General features: G+C 33.6%; 14 protein-coding genes and 7 pseudogenes. 13 read left to right on the top strand and 8 right to left on the bottom strand.

Features of this window, described 5'->3' with window-relative positions; genetic code table 11:
• The first annotated feature begins 312 nt into the window (after positions 1 to 312).
• Positions 313 to 996 (top strand): 4'-phosphopantetheinyl transferase superfamily protein, encoded by a 684-nt coding sequence (locus MHH71_RS04070; protein ID WP_368493692.1) that lies wholly within the window; start codon positions 313 to 315, stop codon positions 994 to 996.
• A 15-nt stretch (positions 997 to 1,011) separates the two neighbouring features.
• Positions 1,012 to 1,734, top strand: a complete 723-nt coding sequence (locus MHH71_RS04065) for a thioesterase II family protein (RefSeq protein ID WP_003209767.1) — start codon at positions 1,012 to 1,014, stop codon at positions 1,732 to 1,734.
• 376 nt (positions 1,735 to 2,110) lie between these two features.
• Here MHH71_RS04065 and MHH71_RS04060 read toward each other — a convergent pair.
• A pseudogene (locus MHH71_RS04060) lies at positions 2,111 to 2,224 on the bottom strand (MerR family DNA-binding transcriptional regulator); the annotation flags it as partial.
• Positions 2,225 to 2,322: 98 nt separating this feature from the next.
• On the opposite strand from MHH71_RS04060, the pseudogene MHH71_RS04055 reads away from it, so the two are divergent.
• The 5 genes and pseudogenes from MHH71_RS04055 to MHH71_RS04035 form a co-directional block, all read left to right on the top strand.
• Positions 2,323 to 2,409, top strand: a pseudogene (locus MHH71_RS04055) (GNAT family acetyltransferase); the annotation flags it as partial.
• A 246-nt stretch (positions 2,410 to 2,655) separates the two neighbouring features.
• The gene (locus MHH71_RS04050) at positions 2,656 to 3,273 is read left to right on the top strand and encodes a DedA family protein (protein WP_006094795.1); all 618 of its coding nucleotides are present in this window, start codon (positions 2,656 to 2,658) and stop codon (positions 3,271 to 3,273) included.
• Between the two features lie 255 nt (positions 3,274 to 3,528).
• Positions 3,529 to 6,362: pseudogene (locus MHH71_RS04045) on the top strand (DEAD/DEAH box helicase).
• A 193-nt stretch (positions 6,363 to 6,555) separates the two neighbouring features.
• Positions 6,556 to 7,055: pseudogene (locus MHH71_RS04040) on the top strand (hypothetical protein).
• A gap of 467 nt (positions 7,056 to 7,522) precedes the next feature.
• A pseudogene (locus MHH71_RS04035) lies at positions 7,523 to 8,065 on the top strand (Rpn family recombination-promoting nuclease/putative transposase); the annotation flags it as partial.
• Between the two features lie 250 nt (positions 8,066 to 8,315).
• On the opposite strand, the gene MHH71_RS04030 reads toward MHH71_RS04035, so the two are convergent.
• Both MHH71_RS04030 and MHH71_RS04025 read right to left on the bottom strand, forming a co-directional pair.
• On the bottom strand, positions 8,316 to 8,543 hold the full coding sequence (locus tag MHH71_RS04030; RefSeq protein WP_006094800.1) for a hypothetical protein: 228 nt from the start codon (positions 8,541 to 8,543) through the stop codon (positions 8,316 to 8,318).
• Entirely contained in the window at positions 8,543 to 10,864 is a 2,322-nt protein-coding gene (locus MHH71_RS04025) for a S9 family peptidase (RefSeq protein ID WP_006094801.1), read from the bottom strand. Before MHH71_RS04025 ends, MHH71_RS04030 begins: the two co-directional genes overlap by 1 nt.
• Positions 10,865 to 11,280: 416 nt before the next feature.
• Here MHH71_RS04025 and MHH71_RS04020 point away from each other — a divergent pair, with 416 nt between their 5' ends.
• Together MHH71_RS04020 and MHH71_RS04015 are read left to right on the top strand one after the other, a co-directional pair.
• Positions 11,281 to 11,997, top strand: coding sequence for a response regulator transcription factor (locus MHH71_RS04020; RefSeq protein WP_006094802.1), 717 nt, complete (start codon positions 11,281 to 11,283; stop codon positions 11,995 to 11,997).
• The gene (locus tag MHH71_RS04015) at positions 11,987 to 13,417 is read left to right on the top strand and encodes a sensor histidine kinase (RefSeq protein WP_033798862.1); all 1,431 of its coding nucleotides are present in this window, start codon (positions 11,987 to 11,989) and stop codon (positions 13,415 to 13,417) included. Before MHH71_RS04020 ends, MHH71_RS04015 begins: the two co-directional genes overlap by 11 nt.
• A 28-nt stretch (positions 13,418 to 13,445) precedes the next feature.
• On the opposite strand, the pseudogene MHH71_RS04010 reads toward MHH71_RS04015, so the two are convergent.
• Positions 13,446 to 13,655, bottom strand: a pseudogene (locus MHH71_RS04010) (IS3-like element ISBt2 family transposase); the annotation flags it as partial.
• A 335-nt stretch (positions 13,656 to 13,990) separates the two neighbouring features.
• On the opposite strand from MHH71_RS04010, the gene MHH71_RS04005 reads away from it, so the two are divergent.
• The gene (locus MHH71_RS04005) at positions 13,991 to 14,203 is read left to right on the top strand and encodes a YqaE/Pmp3 family membrane protein (protein WP_006094804.1); all 213 of its coding nucleotides are present in this window, start codon (positions 13,991 to 13,993) and stop codon (positions 14,201 to 14,203) included.
• A 213-nt stretch (positions 14,204 to 14,416) separates the two neighbouring features.
• On the opposite strand, the gene MHH71_RS04000 is transcribed toward MHH71_RS04005, so the two are convergent.
• The gene (locus tag MHH71_RS04000; protein ID WP_006094806.1) at positions 14,417 to 14,560 is read right to left on the bottom strand and encodes a hypothetical protein; all 144 of its coding nucleotides are present in this window, start codon (positions 14,558 to 14,560) and stop codon (positions 14,417 to 14,419) included.
• A gap of 688 nt (positions 14,561 to 15,248) precedes the next feature.
• Here MHH71_RS04000 and MHH71_RS03995 point away from each other — a divergent pair.
• The gene (locus MHH71_RS03995; protein ID WP_006094807.1) at positions 15,249 to 16,253 is read left to right on the top strand and encodes a GH25 family lysozyme; all 1,005 of its coding nucleotides are present in this window, start codon (positions 15,249 to 15,251) and stop codon (positions 16,251 to 16,253) included.
• 196 nt (positions 16,254 to 16,449) lie between these two features.
• Here the strand turns inward: MHH71_RS03995 and MHH71_RS03990 are convergent, their stop codons facing one another.
• The gene (locus MHH71_RS03990) at positions 16,450 to 16,656 is read right to left on the bottom strand and encodes a KTSC domain-containing protein (RefSeq protein ID WP_018767192.1); all 207 of its coding nucleotides are present in this window, start codon (positions 16,654 to 16,656) and stop codon (positions 16,450 to 16,452) included.
• Positions 16,657 to 17,311: 655 nt separating this feature from the next.
• Between MHH71_RS03990 and MHH71_RS03985 the strand changes: the two genes are divergently transcribed.
• Entirely contained in the window at positions 17,312 to 19,801 is a 2,490-nt protein-coding gene (locus tag MHH71_RS03985) for a PBP1A family penicillin-binding protein (protein WP_006094810.1), read from the top strand.
• A 145-nt stretch (positions 19,802 to 19,946) separates the two neighbouring features.
• Here the strand turns inward: MHH71_RS03985 and MHH71_RS03980 are convergent, their stop codons facing one another.
• The gene (locus MHH71_RS03980) at positions 19,947 to 20,237 is read right to left on the bottom strand and encodes a hypothetical protein (RefSeq protein ID WP_006094811.1); all 291 of its coding nucleotides are present in this window, start codon (positions 20,235 to 20,237) and stop codon (positions 19,947 to 19,949) included.
• Positions 20,238 to 20,403: 166 nt separating this feature from the next.
• Entirely contained in the window at positions 20,404 to 20,841 is a 438-nt protein-coding gene (locus tag MHH71_RS03975) for a hypothetical protein (protein ID WP_026008695.1), read from the bottom strand.
• A 324-nt stretch (positions 20,842 to 21,165) separates the two neighbouring features.
• Between MHH71_RS03975 and MHH71_RS03970 the strand changes: the two are divergent.
• A pseudogene (locus MHH71_RS03970) lies at positions 21,166 to 21,368 on the top strand (HesB/YadR/YfhF family protein); the annotation flags it as partial.
• Positions 21,369 to 21,691: the final 323 nt, after the last annotated feature.

The raw sequence follows: 21,691 nt of genomic DNA, 5'->3' as shown, positions 1-21,691 counted from the left end.
AATGCAAAAAAAGCCGCTTAATGACTGTACATCAAATTTGAGACATTACGAATATATCAATAGCAGCACTGTATAGGGTTCTGGTGCAATAGAGACATAGAAACATACATGGACAGTTCAATGACAGATTATGATGCAATTACCCTGAAGTTTCTGCACCAGAACCGAGTATCTTAATTATATTTCCAGGTGAAAATTGTATATTTACATTAATATGTAAATATACAATTTTTTTGATTTATATGTATTTCAAGGGTGTTACGTAATACATAAGATTTTACATCTCTAAAAAGGAAGTGATTTATAATACGAATTCACGCTGTAAAAATACCAAAGAATATTGATAATGATTTGTTTAATCAGTTTAGTAATTTGATTTCAAATGAGAAAAGAGAACGAATAAAGCGTTTAATAAAATTGGACGATATTAATAGGATATTGATAGGAGATTTGTTAGTCCGTTCTTTAATCTGTGAAAAATATAAAATTAATAATGACGAAATTAAATTTGTATATAATAAGCACAGAAAACCTTTTGTTAAAAATTTTTCTGATTTTCATTTTAATATTTCGCACTCAGGAGAATGGGTGGTTTGTATTACTGCTAATTCAAATGTTGGTATTGATATAGAAAAAATTTCAGAAATAGACGCTCTTAAATTAGCACAAGAATTCTTCTCAGAGGAAGAATTTCATGATTTATCTAATATAAATTCTGATGAACAAATTAGTTATTTTTTTGATCTTTGGACGTTAAAAGAAAGTTATATAAAAACTATTGGGAAGGGGCTTTATATCCCGTTAAATTCATTCTCCATAAAAAAAGAAGCTCAAAATTCAATTTCATACAAGAACATACCTCGAAATTTTCACTTTAGACAATATAATATTGAGCCTAATTATAAGATGTCTGCTTGTGCAACACTAGATGAGTTACCAAAGGAGATAATAATTAAAGATATTTATATAATTTGCCAGAATATAAACAAATTTTAATCGAAGGAGACAGTAATGACGAAGATTAAACTTTTTTGTTTGCCACATGCTGGGGGATCTGCGTTTAATTACTCAAAATGGAAAAAATACTTTAATCCATTTATTGAAGTAATCCCTATAGAGTTAGCCGGTAGGGGATATAGAATTGAAGAAAGCCTTTATCATAGTATTGAAGAGGCTGTAAATGATGTCTATAAAATTATTATTAAGCAGCTAAATAATTCACCATATATTCTATATGGACATAGCATGGGAAGTTTGATCGCCTATGAATTAGCCAGGAAAATACAAATTTCCAATGACGTATTACCTGAGTTTCTTGTTTTGTCTGGTAGAAATCATCCAAATAGCAAAATAAAAGATATCCGACACAATCTATCTAATGAACAATTTAAAAATGAAGTTATTGCTATGGGTGGTACACCATCCGAGGTGTTTCAATCAGAAGAATTAATGGAAATTTTTCTCCCCATTCTAAGAGCGGATTTTAAAATCGTAGAGACATATATACATAATAATAATATACAAGTATGTGACATTGATTTTCTGATCTTAAATGGAAAAAATGATGAATTAACTTCATATGAAGAGGTAAAAAAATGGGAGCAATACACAAATAAAATGTGTACATTCCACTCTTTTGAAGGTAAGCATTTCTTTCTACATGAAAACATCGAGGAAATAGCAAGCATAATTATAAGAAAGTTAGTTTCTCAAAGATCCTTAATGTATTTTTAGAATTTTCTAAATCGGTTTTAAGACTGGAAAAAATATCAAAGGTAAAAAAATTAGGTTCTAATACAAAAATCATTTGATAGAGACATAGAGATCTACATGGACAGTTCAATGACAGATTATGATGTAATTCAAAACAATTTATCATGTTTCGACAGAAGACTCCTTCTTCAAAAATGTGAAGGTGTGAAACAACAATTTTAGGTGAGAGATGAATGTTCTTAGGCGTGAGCCTATGCGTTTTTGAATACTGTAGTCAAAAACCACTTAGCATATAGGCTTGTCTTTTGTTGTTAGTAATCTAAGAGTAGTTTGGGTCTAACGATATTCTTTCTGTAAATTCCTACAAAAAGAATATCGTTTTTTTGCATTAATGTTATCCCATTTTATGATAATATCTTAACGCTTTTATGGTAATGTCCTTTATTTTAGCAACTTCTCCAATAGAAAATAAGTTTTTCACCCTAATCACTTCCTTTATATTTTTTCTAATATTACCGTTGACTCTCCTCTTAGAGGAGACATTATTATTATAATAAGATATTTACATACGAAATGAAAATTTACTTATATAAAAGGGAGTTTACAAAGATGGATAAAGTAATATACAGAAGTCTAGTTAAAGAAGATTATGAGTCTATTAAAAAATTGATTGGTGAAGCATTTGGCTTCAATGAAGGCAAAACTTAATGTATTTTATACTGTTATGATTTTTAAATAATAGTAAAAACCGTATCCCTCATTTGTGATACGGTTTTCCGCTTTATACCTTTATGGTTAGGTTGAACTTCTATTTTCTTAATTATCGCTCTCAGTAAAGGCTTGAAACTACTCAGCATTGAAATGCCGAGATTCCTACGAACGCCAGTGTAATCACTAGTTATTGTACGTAATTAATGCTGTAGAAAAAAAGGAGAAAACAACATGGAATGGGTTTATGAATTATTTCAGCAATATGGCTACTATGTAGTACTTGTTGGAACATTGTTAGAATATATTGCATTTCCGTTTCCGGGGGAGCCGACGTTAGTGTATGCGGGTTATTTGGCACATAAAGGAGATTTAGAATTACCGCTTTTAATTATTTTATCATTTATTGGTACAAGCGCTGGGATGACAATTCAGTACTTTTTAGGCAATAAACTTGGTATGCCTTTTGTACAGAAATATGGAAAATATGTATTTTTAACACAAAGAAAAATTGATTTAACGAGAATGTGGTTTGATAAATATGGATATTTCCTTATCTTTATTGGATTTTTCGTCCCAGGTGTACGTCATTTTACTGGTTACTTTGCAGGGATTATTAATTTACCCCTCCGTCGTTTTGCCATAACGATCTACTCTGGTGCTCTATTCTGGGTATCTTTCTTTTTAATCGGTGGCTATTGGCTAGGAGGAAACTTACATGATATATTTGAAGTGCTTGGACAGCACATTGGGAAAATTATCTTCGGAGCGATAATCATTGTAGCCATTACGTTAGGTATTCATTTTCGAAAAAAATTAAAGAGTGTATTTGTAAAAAGTATTGGCTATTAAAATAAAGTAGTAGACTGAAAAGGTGTTTTCTAATCATGAAAGCACCTTTTTATTATCAAAACCAAACCTCACAAACGGGTCTTTTTTCATTTTGACAAATTACTTACATTATCCTAGAACCGGGAAAAGATATATTTTATATAAAAAATCAATTATGAATATCCATACAAATAATTGAAAGAAAAAGAATTGTGTTAAATAATCTAAGTATAATTTTGTATAATTTAGGTAAATTCTGCTACTAGGAGGCTAATAATGAAAGGGTTAAAGAAAATATTTCCATTCTTTTTTCAAAACAAAAGGAAAGATACAGATAAAGAAAAAACGAATTATAAAGAGACGGCAACAAAAACACTTAACTATTTTATTGAATTAGAGCATTTCAATTTCATGAATTGCGATAAAGAGTCTATAACTATGCATTCATTTAAAAGTTTTTTTCACAAAGAACCTAATATTCATATACCAGATTTTATCAATCCTAATGGAACTCCACATCAGGATATGCAAATATTCCTTCAAAAAAAGGAAATAGCGCAAAAGGAAAATATCTTGCAGATAATAATGCGTCATTATTTTATTTACCAGTAGCAAAAAATGAAGTATTAAGGTATTTCTCGAATGAATCTAAGCAAAAAGCGAGTTTTACTGATTTCCAAAAGGACCCGAATAGTTTTTTGATCCATATTCAACTAAATCAGATGCTTAAGCTAATCCCTGATACCTCGCTCGAATCTAGTGTGGTGGTTAGTCCGATTGTGAAGTACTTTCTACGTACAGGGAAGAGTCTAAAGGAGCTAGAATCAGATTTAATCAATACGATATCATCTGTAATTGAAAGTGATAATTATGGAAAAAAAGACAAAACGCTTGAATTTAGTGGGTTGAAAGAACAAGATTCTTTAGAAAAAGATATCAATTATATACATATCAGATTTAAAAATTGGGAAGAGCTGACACGGAATATTCAAAGTATATTGCAATCATATATTTCAAAGAGACATTTCGATAAAGATGGTGTATTTCGGTTTTGCAGTGAAAAAGAATATGAAAAATATGTCCGTCTAACATATAAAGAACATGTAGGCGTAAACAGTTTTTATATAAATGATTTAGAAAAAGTAAAATATGAAATTAAAGATAGCTCTGTTGGTAAAGCTTTAGAAACCTATTTATCTTTAAGTAACTGGGAAGCATTAAAAAACTCAGGTGAGAGGGTGGATTTATTTAAGAATGAAAGTATAAGTGAAATGAAGAGCATATTACGAAAAATACCAATTACGAGATGGCCCTCGGAATTTCCATTAGGACTCATGCAGCAGGTTGCTTTAAATCTTATTATTGCAAAATCAAAAGAAGATAATGGCTTTATTTTTTCTGTTAATGGGCCACCGGGAACAGGTAAAACGACGTTGTTAAAAGACGTATTTGCGAATATTTTATTTGAAAAAGTAAAGTTTCTAAAAGAGGCCACAGATGTATTCTCAAAAGTGCAATTTGCGGAGGGACAAGAAGATTATTATTATTCCTTTCACCCTAAACTTAAGGAGTATCGTATTTTAGTAACATCTAATAATAATTCTGCAGTTGAAAATATAAGCGTGGATTTACCAAAAGATAAAGATTTACTGAAAAACGGTTATCAATTCTTGGGATTCGACAAAGAGAAAAAATGCTGGGGGAAAATTTCTGCGGCAATGGGAAAAACTGCAAATATAAAGGAATACTTCACTACAATTACAGAGGATTTACAGCGTGTTGGTGATTTAGAGCATGAAAACGTATATTCATTTAAACAATTAGAACAAAATGTGCTGAAAAAGATAGCTACGGTAAAAGAGAATGATGTCTTTCATAATGTTAATGAAAAGAAATGGCAAACATCAGAGGAACAATTTGTGAATATCGACGGTGAAAACAAAAATGAGCGGATGAATTGCGAGCGGAGTAAACTTTTTGCAAAGTTAATGAGTGAATATAATGCTTTTTTAATTGCAAATCAAGGCAGGATTGAAAAGAACTTATCTTTAGCAAAAACCTATTTTTTAGGCGGTAAAGAAAAAGGAAATCTTGATTCTCAAATTAACGAAGCCCAAAGAGACAATTTCATTCAAGCTATGTTTGATACTGTATTTTTACTCACTCCAATTATCTCATCAACATTTGCTTCCATTGCAAGGTTTTTAAAAGATTTAAAGACGGAGGATATAGGTTGGTTGTTTATCGATGAAGCAGGCCAAGCTACTCCCCAATCTGCAATAGGTGCGATTTGGCGCTCTAGGAATGTTGTTGTTGTAGGAGATCCCTTGCAAATTCCTCCTGTTGTTACATTAAGTGATGACCAACTTAAACTAATTGCAAATGACAGTGCTGGAATAAATGAGCAATATAATTTCTATTATCGTTTAACTAGAAATGAAGTCAGTGTTCAAGAGTTTGCTGATCTTAATAATAGATATGGAGGCGAGATGATTGACTCGAATCAGAATAAAACATGGTTAGGGTCACCTCTGCGTGTTCATAGAAGATGTGAAAATCCAATGTTTTCAATATGTAATGAAACAACGTATCAAGGTAAAATGTTCTACGGATTAACGGATACTAAAAGTAAAGAAAGTAAGCCTCAATATGTTAGCCAATGGTTAGATATAGGTGGGAAAACATATGGGTCAGGAAATCACTTTATTCCCGAACAAGGTGAAAAAGCAATTGAGATTGCAAAAAAATTCTCGCAAGATAACCCAGATAAATCTTGCTATATTATTTCACCTTTTGTAAGTGTTGTTCAAAAATTAAAGCAACTAAAACAACAAAAACTACCTGGGAAAGAGTATGAAAATATTGAAATTGGGACTGTGCACACTTTTCAAGGGAAAGAGGCACCGATGGTTATTTTTGTATTAGGAGTAGATAATCAAAAACAAGGTCCACTAAAATGGGCTTCTAGTACGCCAAATTTACTCAATGTTGCAGCAAGTAGAGCAAAAGAGGTATTCGTAGTGATTGGGAATGCAGAAAGTTGGGGGAAACAAGAGTATTTTGACATTGCTTATCGATATTTAGCAAAAGAATTAGCTGAAATAAAATGAAATAGACAACCTTATGAATTTTTAGAAATAGGAGCTGTAATGGTAAATTTACAGCTCTTTTTTGTTTTAGAGACAGATTTTAAAAAATTAATTACTTATTCAAATATATTTTTCCTGTTTTCTTAGTTTATAGAAGAAAAATATATATCCTTATACTATCGATATTGTATTTTTCAGAAAGGGGATGAATGATTTGGAGGTGTTGTATTCCACTGCTTCTTCTAAAACGAAAAGCGAAGATCTACCATTTGATATTTCCTGGCTTATAGATTGGTTCGTATCTTTATTTAAGGGAACCGGGGATTATATTGATGGTACAGTTCATGCAAGTGTACCTTCAATTTTCGATTATATTTTTGTTTTACTCTCTATCGTTATATTAATTTCGCTTTTAGTTTTTGGGGCTTCCTTATGGTTTAAGCATATTAAATGGAAGAAAAGATCTATCTATTTTGGTGTAGGTTCCATACTATTGATTTGGATTATACCAGTATTGGTATTAACGACACACTCTTTTAATTTTCAAAGCTTTATGTCTAATATGGTTGGATTGAAATCTTTTCGTACTACCAAGGCTATTCTTTCTGGAATAGAAGCGATGCATATGATAAAAAAGAGAAAATTATTTTACAGGACAAGTCTGTTCAAAATCAGAAAGAGTTTATTCCTCAAGTGTTTGGACTTATAGCATAAAATACGAGAACCTACTACCATCCATGTTCTTCTTCATATATCTGCACCAGAACCTGAAAAAGTGCATAAAGAAAAAAGAGAGTAAAACGTAATTTCCCTTAACAAAGTAATGTGCTGAATTCATTTTCTCAACACACAATATAGATAGATATGGTAAAATGGTAATTGGATGGGAGTCCAGCACTTATATTATTAAAATTAAAGTGGTTATCAAGTCAGAAAAAGGCACATTATAGGTGTCTTTTTTATTTTTTCAGATTTCTTCATTAGCAAAATAGTAAAATCTCATTCTCCCATCAAAAAAATACAATTATCATAGATAATTTCACGTACCATATTAAATTAATAAAATAAATTTCAGAAATAGGAGAAATCTAACAGTCCTTAACAAATTTTGAAGTAGGTACGGTGGTGTTACGTTCTGATGTGAAGAGGTTAGATATAGGAGAGAAGGAAACTTAGAAATGATTGATTTATTAGATTTTATTTTGTTTTCTCACGATGAAGCATTTCAAACTATCGGACAATTATGGAATACAAAAACGCAACAAATCTTAAGTGATGACATTGAAATACATTTTTCAGAGATACCAAAACTTGTAAAAAATAACGTAAAAAAAGTGAATCCGTGGGAAAATGCGTTTGTTCGTTGGATGTTATTACTGCCAGCACATGAAGACGAACATTTAACTCAAACATTGGAGGAGATTACGATGAATCAAGATCCGATTTTAAAGAAGGCAATGAATAAATGGGAGAATATAAGCCATGACTCTACATTCCGAACAGCGTATGAAGTTCGTGAGAAAGTACTTCTAGATGAACAAGCTAAAATAGCGCATGCTTGTGAAGAAGGTTTAGAAGAGGGGCTAGAAAAGGGCTTAGAAAAAGGGAGTGAACAAAGAAAAATACAATTAATTCGTGGTATGCATAAGAATGATATGCCGTTAGAAGACATTGCAAAATTCACTGGTCTAAATATTGAAGAAATTCACAAATTGTTATTATAATACATGGAATTATAAAAGTCTTTTATCCTTAAAGGTGAAAGTAAAAATTAGAAGGGGATATGCAACAGTTACACATATGAAAAAAATAATGAGGCAAGTAAACGTACTGAGCTAACGGGTGTGATTAAATTATAAGGTCAACCGGATTTTCTGGTTGACCTTTTTTATTTTGCTGGGCCAATAATAGCAGTAGCCTAGGGGTATCCAAACTTCAATTTTATGCTGGATTAGTTATTCAGTTATATATGGTTTAGTTGCCAAAGTTTTTGTGAAAAGCTCTGGTAATCATAGCCGCTGCTTCCTGGTGGGGCATATTTCTTTTCGCATAATATCTTACCGCGCCATCTCGATATTTCGTCACTTCGGGACCATATAACTCTAAAGCAACTACCGTTTTGACCGCTTGTTCAGCCCATGGAGCTACTTTATCTTTTAGCTTAGCATTTCCATCTTTTAAGCCAGGACTGAGTATCTTCATCATCCTGGAAACATAGGATCTTTAATCGCATACTCTTTTGGTGGTTCTACTCCCAGTAAATTTCGTATAAAATAGTCCCATCGTCGACGTATAAAGTAAACATCTACAGAAATCCCATGCTGCCGATTAGGGAGAATCAGTAGGTCAAAGTCTTTGTTTTCTTTAATCAAAGCATTTACCATTCGCATGGTTAAAGCAGGATGGACATTATCATCCAGGTCTCCTGTTACCAAAAGTAACTTTCCATTTAGGTTCTTAACCAATCTAGTATTATCTTGTTCACGGTATAGTTCTGAATTGAAAAGTCCTTGAAATCGTTCTCCCCAAGCTGCTAAGTATAAGCGTTGATCATGGTTCCCGCACCCAGATACTGCTACCTTATACACATCCGGATAAGTCAGTATAGCTCGAGCGGCTGCATATCCACCTCCAGATTCGCCGTAAATACCTACTTTTTCTGAATCTAAAAAAGGATACTGTTCCGCAAGTTGCTTAATAGCTACTACATGATCTTCAATTCCTGCAGACCATTCCAGCTTCCCATCAGAAAAATCATGAAAGCCCTTTGACCTGTAAGGTGTGCCTCTTCCATCCATTAGAATAACGGCGAAGCCAAGCTGTGCAAAAGATTGGGCACCGCCGACTAGATCAATCGGTTGTTCTACTGAATACTCCCCTCCCCAAATGAATTCTTTTGGCGTGTGGAGTAGTTGAGGACCACCGTAGATATAATCCAAGATGGGATACTTACACTCTGTGTTTGTGCTTGCAGGAGGAATCAGTACTCCGTACAAATCAGTCATCCCATCGGCAGCCTTGACAGTAAAACGTTCTGGTATTTGATATCCATTTGATAAGAGAAGTTCAATATCAGCTTGTTCCAGTTCACAAACTAATTTTCCATCGGTTGAACGCAATACAGATTTAGGTGGTATATCTACACGTGAAAAAGTATCTACAAAAAAACAATAATCAGGAGAAATAAACACGTCATGCTCAGCATCCTCAGGTGTAAGGAGCACTAAGTCTGATCCATCTAGCCGAACTCGATAAAGATGCTGAAAATAAGGATCCCGTCCCGGCTCTCGGCCGCTAGCAGTAAAATACACCCAACTTTTTTGTTCATCAACACCAATTAATCGACGGACTGTCCAGGATCCAGAGGTAATTCTGTTTTTAAGTCTTCCTGTACGACTATCATAAAGATAAAGGTGTGACCATCCGTCACGCTCGGAATGCCAAATAAAAGTGTTATCATGGCATAACCATTGGACATTTATACCTTTTCCACTTTTGATGTTGTAGAGATCTGTAAATAGGAAAGTCTCACTTTTCTCCTCTAACAAAGTTTGAATTTCACCAGTTTTTGCATTAGCGACAACAAATTGCATAGATCGATAGTCACGAGACATTTTTGTGAAATAAACAAAGTCGCTGTCGTTTGTCCAAAAAGCTGTTTGACAACTAGGACTGAGCGGTGATACTAATCCCGTAATCATAGGTTCTGTATCCAATTGAATCATCAATTGCTGTTCAATATCGCAAATTACAAATTGGGCTAATGGAAGGTGTTTATCTCCGACTAGTGGATAACGATACGAACGGATGACAGGCGGCTTTGCTTCTTCAGGAGGAACTGACTGTAGAAGAGACATTTTTCGTACCTTGCGTTGATCAAGCCGGTGCGTCAAGATTTGTTTGGAATCCGGTGACCAGAGTGCTGCTGGTGGAATTTTAGGATTATATAATCGTTTAACGACAGCGGAAATTTCTGATTCCGGTTGAATACCATAATCATAGTATCGCGTACCATCATGAGTTAGTTGGATGATTTTCCCTGTTTCTAAAAAACGTACAAATAAATTATATCCTTTGATAAACGCAGACCAGCGCCCGTCAGGGGATCGAAGTTCATGCGCAGGTACTTTTTTAGTCCTGATTTGTTTGCACTGGTATTTAGCTAAATCGTAAATCCACGTGGATTCATCTACTTCAAATTGAATTGCCTTCTCTTCATTGATATAAGTAAAGGAATTGAAGGGAAGGTTATCTGGGTCGACCTGACGGTTAATTACATTTGAGAGAGACTCTGCAAGCCTAGCATGATCAAAAGCGGATTCTTTAGTGTTTAATCGTGGATTAACTAATACAAATTGTTTGCCGCATTCACTTTCTTTTTGTATATCTCTTTGATACCAAAAACGGCTTCCTTTATCTAACCAATTAGGAAAAACCTTACCGTTACATACATCTTTTACAGTGTTCCAAGAAAGCAGACGCTCTGCTTTCTCATACTGTTCATAGGTTACTGATAATGACATATCTATCACTCCTTTAACTATTTAAAACATCCACTCTAGTACACTAGAAACATAGAAACATTCATTTTTCACATTCGAGGATTTGATTATGATACGAATCTAAACATCTTAGGGGTAAATTCTTTTTGCACTGAGCAGATTTTACACGTGCTGGTTCACCTACTTTTTTAATCAAATGCATAACTGGAAGCCACTTAACATACAAGTATCATGATGTTCAAGTTTTCTAGATTTATTCGGTAGTTAGCTTTTTTAGTTTGAATTTCTTTATAAGTTTTTTCAGTTGCCTTTCGTTTAAGATAACTCCACCTTACAATGTTAATCTTTCCCTTAACTGTCATTTATCTTACAATAATCTTACAAAAGGGAAATGTTAGTTTTAAGCAAGATTTTAACTAGTAGAAACGGGGGAGAAGATGGTGAGAACTATTTTAATCGTTGATGATGAGCCTGAAATCATAGAGATACTAAGACTTTTTTTGGAAATGGAAGGCTTTTCGATACTGGAAGCGCGTGATGGTAAATCAGCTTTAAATTTTATACAGAAATTTAAAATTGATCTAGCTATTATTGACATTATGATGCCGAATATTAATGGGTACGAATTGATTAAAATAGTTCGGAAAGAATATAAAATGCCTATTATTATTCTTTCTGCCAAAAATCAAGAAATGGATAAAATTATGGGACTAGGGCTAGGAGCAGATGATTTTATATCGAAACCATTCAGCTTGTTGGAGGTATTAGCGCGAATCCAAGCTCAACTTCGAAGAACATATGATTTTAATACTGACTCACTTAATCAAGAGGGTTCTCAAACATGTATTGATGACCTAGTGTTGGATCACCACTCTTGTATTCTTGACAAGCGGGGACACGAAATTAAACTTAGCGCCCTTGAGTATAAATTATTGAAGTTATTTATGGGGGAGCCAGGTCGTATTTTTACGAAAAAACAAATCTTTGAGAACGTGTGGTCCGATCATTATTATTCGGATGACAATACTATTATGGTTCAAATCAGTAGATTGAGAGAAAAAATTGAAGATCATCCGAGAAATCCAGTTTATTTAAAAACTATACGAGGCTTAGGTTATCGATTTGCTAAAAAGGAAGAATTGAATGAGCGATAAAAATAAGATATTTAACACCTTAATTAAAACTTATGTTTTCTTCTCGTTGACCGTTGGAATTACTGTCGTTATCTTGCTGGTCATTTTAAATTTTCAAATGATACAGAAGTTCGATAATACTATGTTGTCTAATTTAAAAGCGACTGAAATCGTACGACAGAACTATGCAGACATCCCCTCTGAGGCAATTGAGTCATTTGATGGTTGGGTAGAAATTCTCGATGAAAATCTGCAAGTTATTTATGTTAAAGGAAAAAAACAAGATAAATCGTCCGCCTATACGGAAAAAGAATTAAACACCCTTTTTTACGACCAAGAGGAGAATCCGTACTACTCTTCTCTAGCACCATTTAAAACGAAAGACGGGAAAACAGCTTATTGTCTCGTTAAGATTCCAAAAACATATGTAAAGAAAGAGTTCTTGATAACAAGTGCAGCGAAAGACCATATTACAGCTTTTACAAAATTGCTACTTCAAACCTTTGTCCTTTTTCTCCTTTTATTCGGGCTTAATGTATATATATATAGCCGCTGGATGGCTATGAAAATAACAAATCCTTTACGTTCAATTGCTGATGGAATTAGAAACATCACAAATGGCTATTACTACAAAAGGCTTCGTTTTAAATCCAACTATGAATTAATGCAAATACAGAATGACTTTAACCTAATGGCTGAAAAACTAGAAAAAACAGAAATTGAGAAAAAACAATTAGAAAAAAGCAAGCAGCGCATGCTTGTCCATATCTCTCACGATTTAAAAACTCCTATTACAACTATTCAGAGCTATGTTGAAGCACTACAATTGGGTCTTATTAAGGAGGAAGCGAGGAAACAGCAAGCTTTACATACCATACATACAAAAGCACGACTCGTTACAGAATTAATTGAGGATGTCTTTGAGTTGTCTAAACTTGAAAGCCCTGACTATCCATTTCCAACTGACACATTGGATATTTGTGAATTTATTCGTGAAATAGCTGCAGAATATTATAGCCTGTTTGAAGAAAAACAATTTAACTTTCAATTTGAAATCCCTTTTCAGAAAATATACGTTTTGTTTAACTATACATTGTTATATCGTGCCGTTTCTAACGTACTGTCCAACGCCCTAAAATACAACCCAGAAGGAACAAACATTCTTATTTCACTAATTGAAGATACTCAAAAGATACATATCAATATCATCGATGATGGCATCGGCATTCCTTATGCGGTAAAAGAAAAAGTATTTGAAGCATTTTTTAGGGGAGATCAATCAAGAAAAAGCGACGGGGGAACAGGTCTTGGTTTAACCATTTCAAAACATATTGTGGAGAAACACGGAGGCCAAATTTATTTACATACAGACGAAGGGAAAACGAGATTTCAAATCACCCTTCCTAAGACTGGTTACAATAAGACTCTATTGCAAAAATAATGAAGTTCTTTTTAACTAAAATCTGAAAGCTTATCACCCAACTAATAATTTCACGATTAAAAGGCATCCATGATGGTGGAAAGATACAAGATGCGTTCTCCAAATGTCAAGTATGTCACATCAGTAAACCATTTTCATTGGGAGCTGATACTTTAAATTGTCGTTCTAAGAGATGTGGTACTACCACAAATTCAGCACCATTGCTATACTTCTTTTTCTCTCGACGTACCCGTGATAGTAAATTGTAATGTTTCATAATACATAATAGGGATCACTATACATACCCATCAAGCTAATATTTTGAAGTGTCCCCAAAACGAAAATTTTATTATTTTACAGTTATTTATGAGAATTCAACTCATTTTCTTCGTTTTGGGGTATTTGCTTTTCTTAACTTGATGGCGATGGTCCAATAGGATGCTTTTTATCATTTGATTATTAGCCCGCATCAATGGGGCTTTACGGATAGTTCATACATAACCTCTTTGCTTTAGCTGAATTTTGAAGTGGGAGTGTTACTGTCCGTCGATGCGGGATAAATTAACAAGTAAATGATAAGGAGAGCTGATAAGAATGATATATTTATTAGCAATTCTTTTTCCACCACTTGCGGTTCTACTTTGCGAAAAACCGTTTCAAGCAATTATAAACTTCTTTTTGACATTGATTGTTTGGGTACCAGGAGTTATCCATGCGATTCTTGTGGTGAATGATAAAAAAGCAGATAGGCGTCTTGAAAAACAAATTAGAGCATATGACAAAATCAATAATAGAAATAAAGATTAAGTGGTATGTCTAAAAGCTCATATTACAAAGTCTTATTTTTTGAAGGAAGCCGACTTTTATTTAAAAAAGTCGGCTTTTGTGTTACATATCAAATTCAATTGTTTTTTCTTCACCAATTGTTACAGAGTCTTTATTTTGTGGTGCTTTAAATACTAATTTTAAATGATTAATTTTTTCGGGATCACCATCGAGAAGGAAGACTACACTGCCTTCTTATTTTTCTTTGCCAGTAAATTCACCACCAATTTGCTGACTTAATAACGGATGAGCTTCTTTTTGTTCACCATCATTTGTTATAATTGTATCTTTGTTTGGAAAAAAGGAATTTGTATCATCTGCTTTGTTTTCTGCTAGCATATAAATTGTAACAATCGTTCCTTATATTAAGTATAACAAATGAGAATAGGTTATTTGCAGAATTTTATATCTAAAGGTCTTTTTGCTGGGGAGTCATGCTTTATATGTTCTTGTTAAACTCTTTTAAGTTGTAGCATGAGAAAAAAGAATCTGTTACAGATTCTTTTTTTCTTTTATACATATTGGATTAGGAGAGTATGTTAAATCCTTGAAGGGAGCAAGGATTTAACGGTAATAGTAACCGTGGTATTAATGTAACATAGTTGACTCATATAGTTAATTGATAATGTTTGTATTGAATATTACCAATGTTTAGTATAGATACTTACTACTATAAGTATAGTGGTAAGTGATTTTTAGGATTGTTTCTTAAAAAGTGTACGATGAAAATTGTTTTTATAGAAGGCATATAACTGAGTCATGATAGGGCGTTATATAACATTTTATATCCTGATTGAATATTTAATTTATCCCTCTATTCGCGGGTAGTAAGCTCCCCACTGATTAAAGTTTCACTTTAGCGTTCGATAAAGTATTAAATCGAACTGGCAAAACACACACCTATTTTAATCGATTCTTACTATATTCATATTGTCGGAATCGATCAAGTATATGGACAAGTTGGAGGGGAGATTGAAGTATTTCTCTAAGTATTTAAATGTGATATTACAAAAGGAGGAGATGAATAATGGGCAAACATATTATTGATATTTCTAAGTGGAATGGTAATATCGATTGGGATGTGGTAGCACCTCAGATTGATCTTGCAATATGCCGTGTGCAGTATGGTTCGAGAACAGTTGATGAGCGGTATACAAGCTATGTAACGAATCTGGAACAACGTGGTATTTCACATGCAGCATATGCTTATGGTTGTTATGTTTCTGTTAAAGATGCAATTGTAGAAGCAAAAGATTTTATGGCAAGAGTAAGTGCTAACGCTAAATTTCTTGTTCTTGATGTTGAAGATGATACGTTAAAAAGTTGTGGTCCTGATCAGTTAGCTGAAGCATCCCAAGCGTTTATTGATACTTGTAAAGCTGCGGGTTGGAAAGTTGGATTGTACGTAGGTCATCACATGTATAATAAGTATGGTTTAAGTGGGGTGAGAGCGGATTTCCTTTGGATTCCGCGATATGGTGGTAATAAACCAGCATATCCATGTGATATATGGCAATATACTGAAACAGGAAATATTGACGGGATAGGAAAAGTTGATTTGAATTATTTAGTTAGCGATAAGTCACTTTCATGGTTTATAGATGGTACAAGTCAGGTGCAGGACAATTTAGGACAACCAGTAGGTATTGGAATTGCTATTTCGAAATACCCTGAAGGTTACGGAATTAATCTATATAAGAATCCTGAAGAGCCTATATTTACTGGACATATCACAAATAAAATTCCGTATCTAATTTTTGAAGGATATTGGGGTGGTGGAGATAAGGATATGATTAAATTAGGAAACGAGAAACAGTGGGTGAAATTAGAGCACTTTGATGTAGAGTGGTTCCATGCATATTCAAACTACCCTGTTGGATATGGAATTAATTATTATGCAGAACCTGAATGTATAAATTTTAAAGGTTTGATTGATGGTTCAAGTTCTTATCGTGTTTGGGCAAGAAAAGAGGGTGCTATTGATATTGGACAAAGCAGCTGGATTAAAGAGGAGCAAGTAGTGATCAAGTAGTATTGGAAGCTATATTTAAATTTTAAAAATGGTATTACATTCGATAAACAATGTAATACCATTTTTGTTTTACATAAGATAATCATTTATACAATGATATAAATTGCTTCCTATTTATCATGCTATTTACAAGTAATATCACTACTTCGAAAGTCAGTGCAAGAAAAGAAGTTAGGAGAATGAGGAACCTTACTGATTAAATTTTGGTGTGACGATAGGAATTTCTAATATAGGTGTCATAATAATAGCTTTTGGATTGCGCGTTTCGTAATCCTGTGTATATACTTTCTGGTACATCGTAAAAATCATATGTGCCATTTCTGAATTCAATTCGTAAAATCATAGATGATGGATTATAACCTACAGCGACTAAGTTTTTAGAAATTACTGGATATAAAGTCATGTTAGTTCATCTCCCTTCTTCAATATGTTTAGCTGTTAAGAAAGGGAAATCCTGCTAATTTATAGAATTATAATACTTAGATGCTATACATTGCATATTATATATCCATTTTGATTTTCCGACATATAAGTCGCTGCTATGAAGAACAAAGGGTGGCCTGCACTCATTTTCTATGGGGGAGGAAGAGGGTCTGATCGCTTCTATGCATGGCCGGATGCTCTCTTTTACCTAAAAAAGAAAGGTTTTATGTCGGTTTTTCAATTTGTATTTATATAGTACTGTTTTTTGTGATCGCTTAGTTTATTGTGAGTTCACACGAAATTCATATTGGTGTGATATTTTTATTTCACTATTGATTTACTAGTAATAGTTTTTCAAATAAAAAAGTTTGACCAAATGAAAAAAAAGTATATTATTTATACGAGGTTATATGTTTTTTTATACTTTGCTGTTTAAAATTTTCGAATTAACTTATGCCAAAAGCAAAATGAAAGCCAACCTCTTATATTATATGTGTTACATGTAAGTATTATTAGAAAGATAGAGGGGAAAAAGTTGTCCAAAGTATATAGGCTTATTTGTTGAGGTGAAATCAAGATGTTGGTTTCATTTTCGTGTAAATCAACGGGAGAATTGAAAGGCAGGAGAAAGCAAGATGTCAGAAAATTATCGCTCTCGAGAAGAGCGAAGACAAGTACAAAAGAAAAAGCAACCAAGTGCTAATGTAGAAAAAACGAAAGGTAAAACATCGTTTTTTCGTAAATTTTTAATTGGATGTTTAATACTTGGAATCGTGGCGCTCGTAGGAGGAGTAACTACTTTTTTCATTATGATAAAAGATGCTCCGAAACTTGAAAAGGAAAAGCTTGTCAATCCATTATCAGCAAAAATTTATGATAAAGATAAAAAGCTGATATATGAATATGGGAAAGAGAAACGAACAAATATTACGTATGATCAAGTACCTAAATTAATAGAAAATGCATTTTTAGCTACAGAGGATGCACGTTTTTATGATCATAGTGGTGTTGACTTCAAAGGGACTGCACGTGCTGTTTTAGTCAGCCTTACTGGGAATTATGGCTCACAAGGCGGAAGTACAATTACCCAACAGGTTATTAAAAACTATTTCTTGTCTATGGATAAAACCCCTAAGCGTAAGGCACAAGAAATATTTTTAGCTTATAAGTTAGAACAGCAATATTCAAAACATGAAATATTAGAAATGTATTTAAATAAGATTAATTTAGGGAACCGCTCATATGGTATTGCAACAGCAGCTGAAAACTATTATGGAAAAGAATTAAAGGACTTAACTTTACCACAGGCTGCGATGCTTGCAGGACTACCAAAAGGCCCTAGTATTTATGATCCAACAAAACCGCAAAATGTAGAGCGGGCAACAGAGCGTAGAAATGTTGTCTTACATTTAATGAATCGACATGGATATATTTCGAAAAAACAAATGGAAGAAGCATCGAAGGTCCCTGTAACCGACGGACTACTTCCTCCTAAAGAAGTTACAGAAATGCCATATCCAGCATTTATAGACGCTGTTGTGAAGGAAGTAGAGAAAGAGTTACCAGATGCAAACGTTGGATCTGATGGGTTATCTATTTACACAACTTTAGACCAAGAAGCGCAGAAATATGCTGATGATCTTTTAAACAAAAATATTATTAGTTATCCAAATGATAAATTCCAAGGTGCTTTTACATTTATGGATACAAAAACTGGAGAAATTCGCGCTATAGGTAGTGGACGTGGTGAAAATAAAGCGACATTCAAAGGGCATAATATGGCAATTGAACTAGATCGTTCAGCAGGTTCAACAATGAAGCCAATTTTTGACTATGGTCCAGCAATTGAATATTTAAAATGGCCAACTTATCATCAACTCGATGATTCAGCATATAAATATTCGACAGGACAACAGGTTCAAAATGCTGATAAAACGTATAAAGGTATGATAACAATGCGTGAGTCTCTTAAATGGTCTCGTAACATACCAGCAATTAAAACAGCAAAAGAGGTAGGATTAAGTAAAGCACAAAGCTTTGCAGAAAGCTTAGGTATTCCATTTAAAAAAGATGCAGTTGAGTCAACAGCAATTGGTACAAATGAAGTATCGCCAACTGAAATTGCAGGAGCATATGCTACATTTGGTAATGATGGTAAATATACAAAACCACACTTTGTTAAAAAAGTGGTTTATCCTGATGGGAAATCACAAAGTTTTGAACCAAAATCGAAACGTGTTATGGAAGATTATACAGCATATATGATCACAGATATGCTACGTTCTGTTGTGAGTTCTGGTACTGGTACAGCAGCTAATGTAAGTTCTTTAGATGTGGCAGGTAAAACAGGAACAACAAACTATTCATCTGAACAAATATCGAAATATGGTATACCATCTAGTGCATCGCGTGATAGTTGGTTTGCGGGTTACACACCGCAGTATACAATGGCAGTTTGGACTGGATATATGAAAGATAGTCCTGAAGATTATATAAGCAGCAAAAATACGAAAATTGCACAACAGATTTTTAAAGAAATGATGAGTAAATTTGGAACAAATACGTCACGCTTTAAGGCGCCAAGTAGTGTTGTTCAAGAGGGTGATGAATTACGTGTGAAAGGTGCAAAACGAGATTCTTCTCCAAATCCGAGCACGTCAAATTCAAACTCAAGTGAACAGCAGAAAAATGATGGTCAAAATAAACAGCAAGAACAGCAGCAACAAACAGATGGAGATAAAAAACAACAAGAGCAAAAACAAAATGAAGAAAATAAGCAAAATAATGATCAAAATAAGCAAAATGAAGACAATGCAACAAATAATCAAGGTGGAAATGATCAAGGGAATACAACCCCGCCGAGCAATGGAAATGGTCAAGGGAATACAACTCCGCCGAGCAATGGAAACGGCCAAGGAAATACAACTCCACCAGGCAGTGGAAACGGCCAAGGAAATACAACTCCACCAGGCAGTGGAAATGGCCAAGGGAATACAACCCCGCCAGGCAGCGGAAATGGCCAGGGGAATACAACTCCACCAAGCGGTGGAAACGGCCATGAAAATGCAACACAACCGAGCAATGGAAATGGTCAAGGAGAGGCAACTCCAAATGGTGGTCAATAAATATAATGTTTTTTAAAGTTTCAATCATATAAAGTTGTATGGAAAACACCTAGGATACCGGAGAGTGATCGGTAACTTAGGTGTTTTTTTTGTATGCTATCATGTATAAAAATACTGTATATGAAATGGAAGAATATATATATGTTCAAATGTTGAAGGTCCCATAAAAATTTTGAAAATAAATTGATGGGAAATGATAGAAAATCTGGAGAGGTGGATACGGAGAATGGGGAGGATGACCATAATAGGTAGTGCCACTAGGAGGTGTGCCGTGATGCCAAAATGAAGGTGTTACTCCACCTGATAATTGATATTGCTGCCAAGTTGCTGGGAGTTCAATGCCAACATCAGAAGTTGCTGTATGAACGGGAACAGAATGGACAGAAGGAGAGGCAACTGGGGCTACAACGGCAATTCTTGTTGGAAATAAATACATAAAAGAATCACCCCTAAATCGTATTATATAGCAGTATATTCTTGCACGAGCTGCAAATGTGCACGCGAATTTTTACAGAGTATAGAATGTATATAAAAAAGAACAAGAAAGAACAGAAATGAGTTCTTTCTTGTTGGAAAGACATTTAGATATTGTAGTAGTTTCATTAACAGCAATCGTGGTCGTTGCCAATAGCTAACGCGCTAAAAGAAACCGGACCTACTATTGCAGCTTCGGCACCAGCAGTCATATTTTCAACAGTAAGCGTGTAAATATGAGTTCCAGATCTTAGATCTTTGTCAATTGCTTGGAAGGTTACAGCATAAAATTGTTCTGAATCAGTGGATTCGATCCCAACTTGAGTGTTGAAAATCTCAGTATTATCGCGGAAAATACGAAATACGATTTGAGCGATGTTTGTAACTCCTTCAACTCCAACTGTTGCGATTAATTCTACTGTGTTGTCACGGGAGTCTCTACGTGGAATATTTACTCGTAACTGAGCAACTGAATTTCTTTTTGGAGAATGGTCAATTGGAATTGGTTGTCTTGCATTTGTTTTACTACGTGGCTGAATAGCTTGAAAATCAATAATATGCGTTATAATTCTCACCACCTATTGTTTGATACCTTATAATATGAAGACTCTAGAGAATAGCTTGGACATTCTTACTAAAAAGGTATATAAGCTCTACAGAAAACTTTATTAAAAAATCGTATTGGGGGCATGAAGTTAAAATGAAGAGCCGCTTTCAATAATTATATTCAAAAAAAATATAAACTTATTTAATAGTTCAATAGTCGAAAGACTAACTCCAACTATAGATGGTGGACTTTTTTTATAAAAACACATCTATTTACGGAAGGAAGTTCCTGTATAAAAAGATACAATATGATTGTAATAAATAATATCTTTTATGAGTTTTTATATGGAGATAATAGCACCATTCAGCCTAGTTATTCTTTAGGAGTGGCTTTTGAGGTGTCAGAAGATATAGCCGCATCTGTTGAACAGGATGGCATTCAATTTTTTTTGTCGATTCCGACGATATTTGGTATTTTCGGGACTGTGATTTAGTAGTAAGCTATCATAAGAAAATGGACGAAATTGAATTTAACTATGTAAAATAATAATTTTATTAAAAATGAAAATATTTTATATAAAAATTGTATTTAATTAATATCGATATATAAAATAAGTGTGAGCGAGTTGTGTATATGTACAACTCGCTTTTTTGTGTGCTGAAAAAAGATAATAAAATATACGGAGTAAATTGTTTGTTGTATAAGCTTTATATGGAATTTTATTGAAAATCAATATATTTCGGTTTAAAAGAAAAAGAAGGGACAACGGGCTTTTTGATAAAAAATTTAGACTTTATTCTTAAAAAACAATTTTATTACAGCAGGAAAAGTATAGGAAACTTATCATTATAAAATAAATTGAAATCTTC

Source organism: Bacillus sp. FSL H8-0534 (genome assembly GCF_038005885.1).
Lineage (GTDB): Bacteria > Bacillota > Bacilli > Bacillales > Bacillaceae_G > Bacillus_A > Bacillus_A pseudomycoides.
This window is presented reverse-complemented; position numbering and strand designations above follow the sequence as displayed.

Coding starts and splice junctions, on each gene's coding strand:
- MHH71_RS04065 (WP_003209767.1), top strand. CDS start 1,012: ATGACGAAGATTAAACTTTTTTGTTTGCCACATGCTGGGGGATCTGCG.
- MHH71_RS04050 (WP_006094795.1), top strand. CDS start 2,656: ATGGAATGGGTTTATGAATTATTTCAGCAATATGGCTACTATGTAGTA.
- MHH71_RS04030 (WP_006094800.1), bottom strand. CDS start 8,543: ATGAAGATACTCAGTCCTGGCTTAAAAGATGGAAATGCTAAGCTAAAA.
- MHH71_RS04025 (WP_006094801.1), bottom strand. CDS start 10,864: ATGTCATTATCAGTAACCTATGAACAGTATGAGAAAGCAGAGCGTCTG.
- MHH71_RS04020 (WP_006094802.1), top strand. CDS start 11,281: ATGGTGAGAACTATTTTAATCGTTGATGATGAGCCTGAAATCATAGAG.
- MHH71_RS04015 (WP_033798862.1), top strand. CDS start 11,987: ATGAGCGATAAAAATAAGATATTTAACACCTTAATTAAAACTTATGTT.
- MHH71_RS04005 (WP_006094804.1), top strand. CDS start 13,991: ATGATATATTTATTAGCAATTCTTTTTCCACCACTTGCGGTTCTACTT.
- MHH71_RS04000 (WP_006094806.1), bottom strand. CDS start 14,560: ATGCTAGCAGAAAACAAAGCAGATGATACAAATTCCTTTTTTCCAAAC.
- MHH71_RS03995 (WP_006094807.1), top strand. CDS start 15,249: ATGGGCAAACATATTATTGATATTTCTAAGTGGAATGGTAATATCGAT.
- MHH71_RS03990 (WP_018767192.1), bottom strand. CDS start 16,656: ATGACTTTATATCCAGTAATTTCTAAAAACTTAGTCGCTGTAGGTTAT.
- MHH71_RS03985 (WP_006094810.1), top strand. CDS start 17,312: ATGTCAGAAAATTATCGCTCTCGAGAAGAGCGAAGACAAGTACAAAAG.
- MHH71_RS03980 (WP_006094811.1), bottom strand. CDS start 20,237: ATGTATTTATTTCCAACAAGAATTGCCGTTGTAGCCCCAGTTGCCTCT.